Here is a 14,143-nt window from a genome sequence, read left to right on the forward strand (position 1 = left end):
ATGAAATTCAGCGCACCGGCGGCAGCGTGATGCTGCCCGCGCGGCAGCCGTCACCATCCACCTCGGCGCAATCGCGGAACTGCAGGTCCTTGGTGAGGCAGATACGCACCTCTTCCAGCCGACGGCCCTCGCAGCTTGCGGAAATGCCGCGGCGGCTCATACCGGGGTTTGCCCAGACGAACTTCTCCTCGATCTGATCGACCGAAAGCGTCACGGCGCTGTCGCCGCGGGAGAGATCGGAGGGCAGGCGGATACGCTCGAAAGCCCGGCGGGTCTCGTTGAAATACTCCCGCTGGCCAAGGCCGGTGCAGCTTCCATGCTTGCGCCACTGATGGCCGATGAGTCCCATGGACGGCATGATGTCGAAAAGCGGTTCGCCGACCGAGCGCGGCACACGGCCCGGCTCGCGGGTCTCGCAGAAATCCGGATAGCCTTTCTCGTATTGTGGCCAGAGCCCATGGACGATGAAGCGGAAATCCCTGGTCTCGCCGCATTGCTGATCGCTTTCGTTGCCGCGTTGCGAGGCACAGAAGGTTGGCGACCACGAGAGCGAAAGGACGTAGAAATCGAACTGCCCGGCGCGATCGTCGTGACGTTGCTGGGCCAGGGCGATGGTGGCTGTTACCGGCATGAAAAAAAGCGCTGCGGCGATGATGCTCTTGGCTGTCGCTTTAAAAATCGGCGTCATTGTCGGAAATCTCGATCTTCGGAACAGGCATCGGTCTGAACGGTTGAACAATCAGAGTTTCGGCGAATAGAGTAACCCTTCGCGGAAAGCGGAAAGCCCGGATAGAGGCAGGGAGTAAAGAGCGACGTGACTGGATGACATTCAAGAAATACCTGTGGCCGACGATAGGCGGACTGACGATAGCGCTTTCGGCGTGGCTTCTCTACAAGGAATTGCGCGGGCTGTCTCTGGACGATCTGTGGCTCAGTCTGGAGGCGATATCGTCGACCCATTGGATGCTGGCCGGCCTCTCGACTCTGCTTGCCTATGCGGCGCTCGCCGGATACGACCGTATCGCTCTGATGCATCTCGGGCGCAAGGTCGACTGGTGGTTCATCACGATCTGCTCGTTCACGACCTACGCGCTGTCCCACAATGTCGGCGCGTCCGTCTTTTCGGGAGCGGTGGTCCGCTATCGTGCCTATTCTTCCAAGGGCCTGACACCGGCCGAAATCGGCGTTCTGATCGCCATATGCTCCTTCACATTCGTCCTTGGAACCCTCCTGCTCGCAGGTCTGGTGCTCGTCATCGAACCGGACCTTACCGAACGTTTCGGCGATGTCGTGCCGGTCGAAGCCTCGACGGGAACCGGACTGGTCATTCTTTTCCTCATCGCGCTCTATGTCGCAGCGAGCTTCCTGAAGCTCAGGCCGCTCAAGATCGGCTCGATCAGCATCTTCTATCCGGCACCGCGGGTCGTGCTGCCGCAGCTCATCATCGCGCCGGTGGAGCTGGTCGGTGCCGCAGGCATCATCTATTTCGCGCTGCCCGAGGCGGGAAATCCGGGCTTCCTCGTCGTGCTGGGCATCTTCCTGATTTCCTTTTCGGCGGCGCTCATCTCCCATGCGCCGGGCGGGCTCGGCGTCCTCGAACTCGTCTTTGTCATGGGATTGCCGGACATGGATCCGGCGGATGTCATCGCCGCCCTGCTGGTCTTCCGGCTGTTCTACCTGCTCATCCCCTTCGCCATGGCACTGGTGGTGATCCTGGTCTTCGAGCGGTCGCGGTTCCGCGCCGAGCATCCGCCGGATGTGGAGAGAGGCAAACGGGAGACCTCGTGAATCGGATTATTCGCCCCGAAGCCAGAAGGTGCGCTGCGAGGCGAAACGATCCTGGGCGAGGATTGTCTTCAGGACCGGCAACAGCACGTGCAACTCATCCTTCAAGGTGAAGGGCGGATTGACGATGACGAGACCGGAGCCGGTGAGGCCGGTGGTCTCGCGATCACTGCGGACGGTGAGTTCCGTACAGAGCATTTTCGGGATATCGAGCGCCTGCAGCTCCTCGTGGAAGACCTTGATCGGCGCGCCCTTCTTGATCGGATACCAAAGGCAGTAGGTGCCGCCGGGGAAACGCTTGTAGGCATTGGCAAGACCCTTCACCAGCCGTTGGTATTCCCCTTCTTCCTCGTAAGGAGGGTCGACCAGGATGATTCCCCGTTTCTCCTTCGGGGGCAGATGCGCGCCAAGTGCAAGCCAGCCGTCGAGTTCGGTGACGCGCACCTGGAAGTCGCCCTCGAACAGGTTATGCAGGCGATTGAAGTCTTCCGGGTGCAGTTCCATCGCCGACAGACGGTCCTGCGGGCGAAACAGCATGCGGGCGAGCTTTGGCGAGCCGGGATAGAGTTTCAGCGCGCCGTCGGGGTTCAGCTCTCTGACGGTCGAGAGATAAGGCTCCAGCAGTTCGGACACATTCGCCGGAAGCTCTGCTTCCAGGAGCCGCCCGATGCCATCGCGCCATTCGCCGGTCTTCTGCGCCTCTTCGGACGAAAGATCATAAAGACCGATCCCGGCATGGGTGTCGAGCACGCGGAACGCCTTGTCCTTCTTCTGGGCATAGCGGATCAGCCGCGCCAGCACCGCGTGTTTCAGGACGTCGGCGAAATTGCCTGCGTGATAGATATGCCGGTAGTTCATTGTGACTGGAGTCTCGCTTGAATAAAATTGATGCGCCGCAAATCGCGCTTTTTGTGGCCCTCTGCTTGCAATATAGAAAAGCCATGAACGTTGCGACCCCGATCTCCGCCAAAACCGCTGTCAGTCATACGACTGTCGGCCACACCGTCTGTCCGCACGACTGTCCGTCCGCCTGCGCATTGGATGTCGACCTGACCGCCGACGGCCGTATCGGCCGCGTGCGCGGCGCGGCCGACAACACCTATACCGCCGGCGTCATCTGCGCCAAGGTGGCGCGTTATTCCGAGCGCATCTACCATCCCGGCCGGCTGATGGTGCCGAAGCGCCGCAGGGGTGCCAAGGGCGGCGGCGATTGGCAGGAACTTTCCTGGGAGGCGGCGCTCGACGAGATCGCCGATGCCTTTTTGAAGGCCGAGGCGAAGCACGGCTCGGAAGCCGTCTGGCCGTATTTCTATGCCGGCACGATGGGCCAGGTGCAGCGAGATTCGATCGAGCGGCTACGTCACGCCAAGAAATATTCCGGCTTTTTTGGCACGATCTGCACCAACATGGCCTGGACGGGTTATGTGATGGGGACCGGCGCGCTTCGCGGCCCCGACCCGCGCGAGATGGCGAAATCCGATTGCGTGGTGATCTGGGGGACGAACGCCGTCTCGACCCAGGTCAACGTCATGACCCATGCGGTGAAGGCCCGCAAGGAGGGCGGCGCGAAGATCGTCGTCATCGACATCTACGACAACCCGACCATGAAGCAGGCGGATATCGCGCTGACAGTCAGGCCGGGGACAGATGCCGCGCTCGCCTGCGCCGTCATGCATGTCGCCTTCCGCGACGGTTATGCCGACCGCGCCTATATGGAAAAATATGCCGACGATCCGGCTGGGCTCGAAGCCCACCTGAAGACGAGAACGCCGGAATGGGCATCCGCGATCACGGGCCTGTCCGTCGATGAGATCGAGAATTTCGCCAAGCTCGTCGGGACGACCAGAAAGACCTTCTTCCGATTGGGTTACGGTTTTGCCCGCCAGCGCAACGGCGCGGTCGCTATGCATGCTGCTCTTTCGATCGCAACCGTGCTCGGTTCCTGGCAGTACGAGGGCGGTGGCGCCTTCCATAACAACGGCGAGATCTTCAGGCTCAACAAGTCGGAATTGATGGGTACGGCCTATGCCGACCCGGACATCCGCCAGCTCGACCAGTCGCAGATCGGCCGCGTGCTGACGGGCGATGCGGAAGCCTTGCGCTATGGCGGGCCGGTGACTGCCATGCTGATCCAGAACACCAACCCGATGAACGTCGCGCCGGAACAGCGCCTTGTGCGCCGGGGCTTCATGCGCGACGACCTGTTCGTCGCCGTCCACGAGCAGTTCCTGACCGATACGGCGGAGGTCGCCGATATCGTCCTGCCGGCCACCATGTTCCTCGAACATGACGACATCTATCGCGCCGGTGGGCAGCAGCACATCCTGCTTGGGCCGAAGATCACGGAACCACCGCCGACCGTGCGCACCAACCTCTTCGTTATCGAGGAACTGGCAAAGCGTCTCGGCGTCGATCATTACCCCGGTTTCGGTCTCAACGAGCGAGAGCATATCGATCACATTTTGAAGGCAAGCCACTGGCCGGGCGTCGACGTGCTGGAACGGGAAAAATGGATCGACGCGCAGCCGGATTTTGAAACGGCCCATTATATCAGGGGCTTCGGCTATTCGGATGGCAAGTTTCGTTTCAGCCCGGACTGGGCGAACGGCCCGTCGCCGGACAAACCGCCGAAGAATGTCGGGCCGATGGGGCCGCTCTCCGAACTGCCGGTCTTTCCCGATCAGGTCGACGTCATCGAGGTGGCGGACGAAGCGCATCCCTTCAGGCTTGCGACATCGCCGGCGCGCAGCTTCCTGAACTCTTCCTTCACCGAGACGAAGAGTTCCTACGAGCGGGAAGGGAGGCCGGAGGTGATGATCGAACCGTCCGATGCGGCCCGGCTTGACATTGCGGACGGCGATATCGTCCGGCTCGGCAACCAGCGCGGCGAAATCCGCCTGCATGCCAGGATCGTACCGGGCGCGCGGCCGGGTGTGCTGATCGCCGAAGGGCTTTGGCCGAACCGGAAGCATCTCGATGGCGAGGGTATCAACGTGTTGACCGGCGCCGACGCAGTGGCGCCCTATGGTGGCGCGGCCTTCCACGACAACAAGGTCTGGCTTCGCAAGGACGCCGCATGACGGATGATGGTGCGCGAGTGAAGATCGTCAGCGAAAAGACGCTGTCGGATGGCTGGACACGGCTGTCGAACTACGAACTCGATTATATGGACCGCAACGGCGAGACCCATCGCCTGCACCGGGAAATCTACCACCGCACGCCGGCGGCCTGCATCCTGCTCCATGATCCGAAGCGCGGCATGGTGGTGTTGGTGAAGCAGTTCCGCCTGCCGGCCTATCTCTCCGGCGAACCCGGCTGGATGATCGAAGTGCCTGCCGGCCTTCTCGACGAGGATCATCCCGAGGACGCGATCCGCCGCGAGGCGATGGAGGAGACAGGCTACCGTTTGCGCGAGGTGCGCCACCTGTTCAAGGCTTTGACCTCGCCCGGATCGGTGACGGAACTCGTGCACTTCTTCTATGCACCGATCGACCTTGCCGACCGCATCAACGGCGGCGGCGGGCTGGCGGAGGAACATGAGGACATCGAGGTGGTGGAACTGCCGCTCGATGAAGCCGTGGCGATGATTGAAAGCGGCGAGATCTGCGACGCCAAGACGATCATGCTGCTGCAATGGGCGGTGATCAATCGGACGGCGATTTCGGGCTGAATCCCAGGAACAACGGCATTGCCGCACCGTTTACGGAAGATCCCATCCAGCGAGGACTTTCCGATGACGATGATCAAGACGCGCGACGACACCGAACTCTACGTCAAGGACTGGGGCAGGGGCCGTCCGGTCATCCTGCTGCACGGTTGGCCGTTGACCTGCGACACATGGGATGATTTCGCCATGGTTGCGGCGGAGTCGGGGTTCCGAGCGATCTCCTACGACCGCCGCGGTTTCGGCCGATCTGACCAGCCCTGGCAGGGCTATGACTACGACACGTTCTCCGATGACCTCGCGGACGTGATCGCCGCGACCGAAGCCGAGGATGCGGCGCTCCTCGGCTTTTCCATGGGCGGCGGCGAGGTCGCCCGCTATATGTCGCGCCACGGCGGCAAGGGTATTTCCAAGGCGGCGCTGATCGCTTCCGTCGTGCCCTACATGCTGCAGACGTCCGACAATCCGGCCGGCGTGCCGCAATCGGTTTTCGATGAGATGGCCAAGGGTATCAGGGAGGACCGGGCGCATTTCTTCGCGGACTTCTTCAAGAGCTTCTTCGGCGTAGGTGTCTTCACCGGTTCGGTGAGCGATGAAGTGCTCGACTGGTCCTTCAATCAGACGATGATGGCGGGGCTCAAACCCACGCTTGCCTGCGCCAAAGCCTTCGCGACGACCGATTTCCGGCCCGACCTGACGAGTTTCAGGGTGCCGACGCTGATCATTCACGGGACGAGCGACCAGACCGTCCCGATCGACATTTCCGCTCGCGCCGCTGCCGCGATGATCCCCGGCTCGAAGCTGATCGAATATGATGGCGCACCGCACGGCCTCTTCGCCTCGAACAAGGAACAACTGGCGAAAGACCTGATGACGTTTTTGAGGAGTTGACGAGATCGATATCCTCGCCCGTGCGGGCAAAGGCAACCCGCCGGTGAAAGGAGATGAACTGGAGGAGTGATCCGCCGGATCAGATCGAGCGGCTTTTAGACTGCCGGCGAAATGAGCTTCGCCTCGTCCTTCGCTGGCAGGTTGCTGAAAACCGCCTTGTCCCCCTCCATCCGCACCCTGCCTTCCGCCAGCAGCTTCAAAGCCAGCGGATAGAGCTTGTGCTCGACGGTCAGCACCCGGGCGGCGAGCGTTTCCGCCGTATCATCGGCAGGCACCGGAACTGCCGCTTGCGCGACGATCGGTCCTTCGTCCATGCCTTCGGTCACGAAATGCACCGTGCAGCCGGCGATCTTGACGCCGGCATCGAGGGCGCGCTGGTGCGTATGAAGGCCTGGAAAGAGCGGCAGAAGCGCAGGGTGGATGTTGAGGATGCGGCCTTCGTAGCGGCTGATGAATTCGCCGGAAAAGAGCCGCATATAGCCTGCCAGGCAGAGGATGTCGGGCTTTATCTCGTCGAGCGCGACAAGGATCGCTGCCTCGTGCTCGGCCTTGCCTGCGAACTGCTTGCGCTCGAAGACGAAGGTCCGGATGCCGCGTGCTTTTGCCTTGGCGATGCCGCCGGCCGAAGGCTTGTCGGAGATGACCGCGACGATCTCGGCCGGAAAATCCGGCGCCGCGCAGGCGTTTGCGAGAGCCAGCATGTTGGAGCCGCCGCCTGAAACGAAGACGGCAACGCGTTTGCGCGCCGACGGTGCGGAGGTTGCCGTCATAGGCCGAGCGTGCCCTTGTAGATGACGCCGGCGCCGCCTTCGGGACGCTCGACCATGCGGCCGAGCGGCACGACGATCTCGCCTTCGCCGGTAAGGATATCGCTGACCATCTGGGCGTTCTCGGCGGCGGTGACGATGATCATGCCGATGCCGCAGTTGAAGGTCCTGAGCATTTCCTTCGCCTCGACACCGCCGGTCTTGGCAAGCCAGGAGAAGACGGGCGGAACCGGAATGGAATCGAGATCGATTTCGGCGGAAAGGTTCTTCGGCAACACGCGCGGGATGTTCTCCGGAAAGCCGCCGCCGGTAATGTGGGCGAGAGCCTTCAGCGCACCGGTTTCGCGGATTGCCTTGAGCAGCGGCTTCACGTAGATGCGGGTCGGCACGAGCAGCGCCTCACCCAGAGTCATGCCGTCACGGAAAGGGGCGGGCGCATCCCATGCGAGGCCGGAGATCGCGACGATCTTGCGGACCAGCGAATAGCCGTTGGAATGGACGCCGGAGGAGGTGAGGCCGAGGATGACGTCGCCCGAACCGATGTCGCCGACCGGCAGCAACTGGCCGCGTTCGGCGGCCCCGACCGCAAAACCCGCGAGGTCGTAGTCGCCGTCGGAATACATGCCCGGCATTTCGGCCGTTTCTCCGCCGATCAGCGCACAACCCGCCTCGCGGCAGCCGGCGGCAATTCCACCGACGATCGCGGCACCCTGGTCGGGATCGAGCCTGCCGGTCGCGAAATAGTCGAGGAAGAATAACGGTTCGGCGCCCTGCACGACGAGATCGTTGACGCACATGGCGACGAGGTCGATGCCGACGGTGTCGTGGAAGTTCGCGTCGATGGCGATCTTGAGCTTGGTGCCGACGCCATCATTCGCCGCAACCAGAACCGGATCGGTAAAGCCCGCTGCCCTGAGGTCGAAGAGCCCGCCGAAGCCGCCGATCTCGCCGTCGGCGCCGGGGCGGCGGGTGGAGCGCACGGCCGGCTTGATCTTCTCGACCATGAGATTACCTGCATCGATATCGACACCGGCATCGCTGTAGGTGAGACCGTTCTTGCCCGCCTCGCTCATCTTCCATCTCCAGTGGGGACCACCGCATGTCCCCCGAAAAGTGTGAAGCGCTTTCTGGGGGCATGCGCAATATATCTGGCCGCCATTGCACGCCACGCCCCGATATGCAAGCGTTCAGGCTGCTTTTGAAGGCTTTTCACAGCCCAACGACCGGACTCTTGACCTGATACGCCCGCTTCCATATGCCTTGATCGGCCCGGCCAATACCAGGGGAAGCAGAGATGCCATACCATATCAGCGGCGCGAGCCTGAAACGCCACATCCTGTTCTGGATCGGTGTGCTGGTCGTCTTTATCCTGTTTCTGTGGTTCTTCCGCACGATTCTCCTGCCCTTCGTGGCGGGCATGGCGCTTGCCTATTTCCTCGATCCGGTCGCAGACTGGCTGGAGCGGCGGGGTCTCAGCCGGCTGATGGCGACGGTCGTCATCCTTGTCTGCTTCGTGCTGGTCTTCGTGCTGTCCCTGATGCTGGTGATCCCGATCATCATCAGCCAGTTCACCGGCTTTGCGGCGGCGCTGCCGGGCTATATCTCGCAATTGCAGCAGATCATCTCCAGCCCTGAGACTTCCTTCCTGCCAAGCTGGGTCGGTGCGCAGATCGAGACGGTCAAGCAGAACTTTTCCGAGGTGCTGAGCCAGGGCGCCGGCTTTCTCGGCTCGCTGCTCACGCAGATCTGGAATTCCGGCAAGGCGATCGTCGACGTCGTATCGCTGCTGATCGTGACGCCGGTGGTCGCTTTCTACATCCTGCTCGATTGGGACCGCATGGTCGCCAGAGTGGATAGCTGGGTTCCGCGCGATCAGGTCGACACCGTCAGGCAGATCGCCCGCGAGATGGATCAGTCGGTCGCCGGTTTTATCCGCGGCCAGGGCTCGCTCTGCCTCATCCTCGGCATCTTCTACGCGGTAGGCCTCTCGCTTGTCGGCCTGAATTTCGGCCTGCTCATCGGCTTCATCGCCGGCATGATCAGCTTCATCCCCTATATCGGCTCGCTGGTCGGCCTCGTGCTTTCGGTCGGGGTTGCATTCGTGCAATTCTGGCCGGATTACGCGTGGATTGTTGCGGTCGCCGGCGTCTTCTTCATCGGCCAGTTCCTCGAGGGCAATATCCTGCAGCCGAAGCTGGTCGGCAAAAGCGTCGGACTTCATCCGGTCTGGCTGATGTTCGCGCTCTTTGCCTTTGGTGCGATATTCGGTTTCGTCGGGCTCTTGATTGCCGTGCCGGCCGCAGCCGTGGTTGGCGTCCTTGTCCGCTTCGCGCTGGCGCGGTATCTTGACAGCGATATCTATTACGGACGAACGACCACGCTTCCCTGGGAAGGGGCGCCTCCGCCCCGAGTGCTGGAACACCGTCAGGATGGCAGCGGAACCAGCGCAGCAAATGATGCTCAAGAGAGCAGTTCGAAAGACCAATGAACGAGACCACTGAGCGCGAGCGGCGGAGAAGCGAGCAATTGCCGCTCCAATTCATTCATGATGCGGCGAAGAGCCGGGATGACCTCCTGGTCTCCGAACGCCTGGCTGCGGCCGTCGCGATCGTCGACGAATGGCCGGCCTGGCCGTCGCCGGTCGTCGTGCTGGCGGGGCCGATCGGCTCGGGCAAATCGCATCTCGCGCATATCTGGCGGGAGAAGGCCGGCGCCACGGACATCCATCCGGTGGTCGGTTCGAATGCCGCGGACCTTGCAGCCGCCGGCCCGGTCCTGTTCGAGGATGCCGATAGACGCGGTTTCGACGATGCGGAGCTCTTCCACGTCATCAACAGCGTGCGCGAGAATGGCCATAGCCTCCTGTTGACCTCGCGCTTGTGGCCAATATCGTGGGGCGTGACGCTGCCGGACCTCAAGTCGCGGCTCAAGGCGGCGACCATAGTCGAGATCGGTGAGCCGGACGAGGACCTGCTCGCCCAGGTGATCGTGAAACTTTTCGCGGATCGGCAGCTTTATATCGATGACAAACTTGTCGGCTATATCGTCAACAGGATGGAGCGTTCCCTCGGGGCGGCCCAGACGATCGTCGACCGGCTGGACCGGCTGGCGCTCGCCCGCGGCACCAGGATCACCCGTCCGCTGGCGGCCGAAGTGTTGAACGATGTCGGAAATTCTGGCGCCGGCGCCAAGGACGGTGATTGACTGTGACACTTTCCTCGCCGAACTTGGCGTTCGAACCCAAAGGGTTAGCGGAGGATGCGAAATGGATTCGATGACGACGGAAACCCAGCAGGCCGAAATCGCAGCGGTCGATTCCGCCGCTGAGCTGCTGACGAGCCCGGACCGGTTCATCAACCGCGAATTCTCCTGGCTGCAATTCAACCGCCGCGTTCTGGAAGAAACGCTGAACACGGCCCATCCGCTTCTGGAACGGGTGCGCTTCCTGTCGATTTCCGCAGCCAACCTCGATGAATTCTTCATGGTCCGCGTCGCCGGTCTGGAAGGCCAGGTGCGCCAGGGCATCATCGTGCGCAGCCCGGACGGCAAGACGCCCGCCGAACAGCTCGACGCCATCCTTCGGGAAATCGACAATCTGCAGATGGAACAGCAGGCTTCGCTCGCCGTGCTGCAGCAATATCTTGCCAAGGAGGACATTCTGATCGTCCGTCCGGCGGCGCTTTCGGCGGAAGATCGCGCCTGGCTGGCCACGTCCTTCGACGACGAACTCTTCCCCGTCCTGACGCCGCTCTCGATCGACCCGGCCCATCCGTTCCCCTTCATCCCGAACCTCGGCTTCTCCATGGGCCTGCAGCTTCACAGCAAGCACGGCAAGGAGCCGATGACGGGGCTCCTGCGCCTGCCGACCACGCTCGATCGCTTTATTCGCCTGCCGGACGAAGGCGCGGCGATCCGCTACATCACGCTGGAGGACGTCGTCGGCATGTTCACCGACAGGCTCTTCCCCGGTTATGAGGTGAAGGGCGCCGGTACCTTCCGCATCATCCGCGACAGCGATATCGAGGTGGAGGAAGAGGCCGAGGACCTGGTGCGCTTCTTCGAGACGGCGCTGAAGCGCCGCCGCCGCGGCAAGGTCATCCGCATCGAGACCGATTCGGAAATGCCGGCGTCATTGCGTCAGTTCGTGGTGCAGGAACTCGGCGTGCCGGATAATCGCGTTGCGGTTCTGCCCGGCCTTCTGGCGCTCAACACCCTTTCGGAAATCACCAGGGCGCCGCGCGACGACTTGAGGTTCGAGCCCTATAACGCCCGATTTCCCGAGCGGGTTCGCGAACATGCTGGCGACTGCCTTGCGGCCATCCGCGAAAAGGACATGGTGGTTCACCACCCTTATGAATCCTTTGACGTGGTTGTGCAATTCCTTCTGCAGGCGGCGCGCGACCCGGACGTGCTCGCCATCAAGCAGACGCTCTACCGAACCTCCAACGACAGCCCGATCGTCAGGGCGCTGATCGATGCGGCCGAGATGGGCAAGTCGGTGACGGCGCTGGTCGAATTGAAGGCCCGTTTCGACGAGGAGGCAAACATCCGCTGGGCCCGCGACCTCGAACGTGCCGGGGTGCAGGTCGTCTTTGGCTTCATCGAGCTGAAGACGCACGCCAAGATGTCGATGGTGGTGCGCCGCGAAGAGGGTAAGCTCCGTACCTACTGCCATATCGGCACGGGCAACTATCATCCGGTCACCGCCAAGATCTACACGGACCTGTCCTTCTTCACCTGCAATCCGAAGATCGCCCACGACATGGCGAACGTCTTCAACTTCATCACCGGCTATGGCGAGCCGGAAGAGAGCATGAAGCTGGCGGTCTCGCCCTATACGCTCAGGTCGCGCATCCTCAGGCATATCGAGGAGGAAATCGTCCACGCGCAGAGCGGCAAGCCCGCAGCGATCTGGATGAAGATGAACTCGCTCGTCGATCCGGACATCATCGATGCGCTCTACCGGGCAAGCCGGGCGGGCGTCGAGATCGACCTCGTGGTGCGCGGCATCTGCTGCCTGCGCCCGCAGGTGCCCGGCCTTTCCGAGAATATCCGCGTCAAATCGATCGTCGGCCGCTTCCTGGAGCATAGCCGCATCTTCTGCTTCGGCAACGGTTACGGCCTGCCATCCGACAAGGCGCTCGTCTATATCGGCTCGGCCGACATGATGCCGCGCAACCTCGACCGCCGCGTCGAGACGCTCGTGCCGCTCCTCAATCCGACCGTGCATGAGCAGGTTCTTTCACAGATCATGCTGGGCAACTTGATTGACAACCAGCAGAGCTACGAGATATTGCCCGACGGCACGTCGCGGCGCATGGAAGTGCGCAAAGGCGAAGAACCTTTTAACGCGCAGCACTATTTCATGACCAATCCAAGCCTCTCGGGGCGCGGTGAAGCTCTGAAGTCGAGTGCTCCCAAACTGATCGCCGGCCTGATGTCCGGACGCAAGAAATAGGCAATATGGTACGATCCGAAGCCCAGGGGCGCCTTCCGGGGATTGCCCCTGTTTCCGTCATCGACATTGGCTCGAACTCCGTTCGTGTCGTCGTTTATGAAGGCCTGTCCCGCGCGCCGACGATTCTCTTCAACGAGAAGGTTCTCTGCGGGCTCGGCAAGGGGCTTGGATCCAGCGGCCGGATGGACGAGGAGGCCGTCCAGCGCGCGCTTTCGGCACTGAGGCGCTTCAAGGCGTTGTCGACGCAGGCGCGCGCCAACGAAATCTATGTGCTGGCGACGGCGGCTGCCCGTGAGGCGTCGAACGGACCGGACTTCATCCGCGAGGCGGAGGATATCCTCGGCCAGGAGATCCAGCTTCTCTCCGGAGAAGAGGAGGCGCGTTATTCGGCGCTCGGTGTCATCAGCGGCTTTCATGATGCGGACGGGATCGCCGGCGATCTTGGCGGCGGTTCGCTGGAACTCATCGACATCAAGGGCAATGATTTCGGCCGCGGCATCACGTTGCCGCTCGGGGGACTGCGATTGTCCGAGTCCTCCGGAAATTCTCTCTCCAAGGCGCGCACCTTCGCCCGTAAGCAGGTGAACACCGCGCGGTTCCTTGAACAGGGCGCAGGCCGCACCTTCTATGCGGTCGGCGGCACCTGGCGAAATATCGCCAAGCTGCACATGGAGATGACGAAATATCCCTTGCACATGATGCAGGGTTACGAACTGCCGCTCGCGGACATCCAGAAATTCCTCGAAGAGGTGATCGCCGCCAAGGACTCCAAGGACCCTGCCTGGCAGGCGGTTTCCAAAAGCCGCCGTTCGCTGCTGCCCTACGGCGCCATCGCCATGCAGGAAGTGCTGAGTGCGATGAAACCCGCCAGGGTGAGCTTCTCCGCGCAGGGCGTGCGCGAAGGCTATCTCTATTCACGGCTTTCCGACGGAGAGAAGGCAAGTGACCCGCTGCTCGCCGCGGCCGGCGAACTGGCGATCCTGCGCGCCCGCTCGCCCGAACATGCCCGCGAGCTGGCGGAATGGACGGGCCGCATGGTGCCTGCTTTTGGCATCACCGAGACGGAGGAAGAAAGCCGCTATCGTCAGGCCGCCTGCCTGCTCGCCGACATAAGCTGGCGCGCCCATCCGGATTATCGCGGTCTGCAGGCGCTCAATATCATCGCTCATTCCTCTTTCGTCGGCATCACCCATGCAGGCCGTGCCTATCTGGCGCTCGCCAACTACTATCGCTTCGAGGGACTGAACGACGACGGCGCGACAGGCCCCTTGGCGACGATTGCCACGCCACGCATGCTCGATCTTGCCAAGCTGCTCGGTGGCCTGCTGCGCGTTGTCTATCTCTTCTCGGCCGCGATGCCGGGCATCGTCCACAACTTGACGTTCCGCCCATCATCCGACCCCGATCTCGATCTGGAATTCATCGTGCCGCCGGCCTACCGCAATTTTGCCGGTGAAAGGCTGGATGGTCGCCTGCAGCAACTGGCGAAGCTGACCGGCAAGCGGCTGGCGTTCCGGTTCGAATAGATTTCGGGAAACTTTATCGCTCCCCGATTGTAAATCACGTCGGCAATCCCGA

The 14,143-nt window shown here is 62.1% G+C and carries 12 protein-coding genes; 8 read left to right on the plus strand and 4 right to left on the minus strand.

Annotation, left to right across the window (positions count from 1 at the left end):
* Window positions 1-7: 7 nt before the first annotated feature.
* Window positions 8-631: a ribonuclease T2 family protein gene (locus QEO92_RS05125; protein ID WP_227705092.1), complete on the minus strand. Its 624-nt coding sequence runs from the start codon at window positions 629-631 to the stop codon at window positions 8-10.
* Window positions 632-822: 191 nt separating this feature from the next.
* On the opposite strand from QEO92_RS05125, the gene QEO92_RS05130 reads away from it, so the two are divergent.
* Complete coding sequence (locus QEO92_RS05130) at window positions 823-1,788, plus strand: lysylphosphatidylglycerol synthase domain-containing protein (protein ID WP_227702382.1); 966 nt, start codon at window positions 823-825, stop codon at window positions 1,786-1,788.
* 6 nt (window positions 1,789-1,794) lie between these two features.
* Here QEO92_RS05130 and QEO92_RS05135 read toward each other — a convergent pair whose 3' ends face one another.
* Window positions 1,795-2,643 (minus strand): 23S rRNA (adenine(2030)-N(6))-methyltransferase RlmJ, encoded by an 849-nt coding sequence (locus QEO92_RS05135; protein WP_227702383.1) that lies wholly within the window; start codon window positions 2,641-2,643, stop codon window positions 1,795-1,797.
* Between the two features lie 83 nt (window positions 2,644-2,726).
* On the opposite strand from QEO92_RS05135, the gene QEO92_RS05140 reads away from it, so the two are divergent.
* The 3 genes from QEO92_RS05140 (at window position 2,727) to QEO92_RS05150 (ending at window position 6,340) form a co-directional block, all read left to right on the plus strand.
* Entirely contained in the window at window positions 2,727-4,865 is a 2,139-nt protein-coding gene (locus QEO92_RS05140) for a molybdopterin-containing oxidoreductase family protein (RefSeq protein ID WP_227702384.1), read from the plus strand.
* Window positions 4,862-5,455, plus strand: a complete 594-nt coding sequence (locus QEO92_RS05145) for an NUDIX domain-containing protein (RefSeq protein ID WP_227702385.1) — start codon at window positions 4,862-4,864, stop codon at window positions 5,453-5,455. The genes QEO92_RS05140 and QEO92_RS05145 overlap by 4 nt, the downstream gene beginning before the upstream one ends.
* A gap of 63 nt (window positions 5,456-5,518) precedes the next feature.
* Window positions 5,519-6,340: an alpha/beta fold hydrolase gene (locus QEO92_RS05150; RefSeq protein WP_037150600.1), complete on the plus strand. Its 822-nt coding sequence runs from the start codon at window positions 5,519-5,521 to the stop codon at window positions 6,338-6,340.
* A 95-nt stretch (window positions 6,341-6,435) separates the two neighbouring features.
* Here the strand turns inward: QEO92_RS05150 and purN are convergent, their stop codons facing one another.
* Window positions 6,436-7,110, minus strand: coding sequence for a phosphoribosylglycinamide formyltransferase (gene purN / locus QEO92_RS05155; RefSeq protein ID WP_227702386.1), 675 nt, complete (start codon window positions 7,108-7,110; stop codon window positions 6,436-6,438).
* Window positions 7,107-8,180: a phosphoribosylformylglycinamidine cyclo-ligase gene (gene purM, locus QEO92_RS05160; protein ID WP_227702387.1), complete on the minus strand. Its 1,074-nt coding sequence runs from the start codon at window positions 8,178-8,180 to the stop codon at window positions 7,107-7,109. The genes purN and purM overlap by 4 nt, the downstream gene beginning before the upstream one ends.
* Before the next feature lie 221 nt (window positions 8,181-8,401).
* Here purM and QEO92_RS05165 point away from each other — a divergent pair, with 221 nt between their 5' ends.
* From QEO92_RS05165 to ppx, 4 genes are all read left to right on the plus strand, one after another.
* A complete protein-coding gene (locus QEO92_RS05165) occupies window positions 8,402-9,595 on the plus strand; it encodes an AI-2E family transporter (protein ID WP_227702388.1) in 1,194 nt (397 codons plus the stop codon).
* Window positions 9,592-10,311 carry a DnaA regulatory inactivator HdaA gene (gene hdaA, locus QEO92_RS05170; protein WP_227702389.1) on the plus strand — a complete coding sequence of 240 codons (720 nt, stop codon included), beginning with the start codon at window positions 9,592-9,594 and terminating at the stop codon, window positions 10,309-10,311. Before QEO92_RS05165 ends, hdaA begins: the two co-directional genes overlap by 4 nt.
* Window positions 10,312-10,372: 61 nt before the next feature.
* Window positions 10,373-12,565 (plus strand): RNA degradosome polyphosphate kinase, encoded by a 2,193-nt coding sequence (locus QEO92_RS05175; RefSeq protein WP_227702390.1) that lies wholly within the window; start codon window positions 10,373-10,375, stop codon window positions 12,563-12,565.
* A 5-nt stretch (window positions 12,566-12,570) separates the two neighbouring features.
* Window positions 12,571-14,091, plus strand: coding sequence for an exopolyphosphatase (gene ppx, locus QEO92_RS05180; protein WP_037150615.1), 1,521 nt, complete (start codon window positions 12,571-12,573; stop codon window positions 14,089-14,091).
* Window positions 14,092-14,143: the final 52 nt, after the last annotated feature.

Origin of the sequence: Neorhizobium petrolearium (assembly GCF_029854435.1) — a bacterium.
Classification (GTDB): domain Bacteria; phylum Pseudomonadota; class Alphaproteobacteria; order Rhizobiales; family Rhizobiaceae; genus Neorhizobium; species Neorhizobium petrolearium.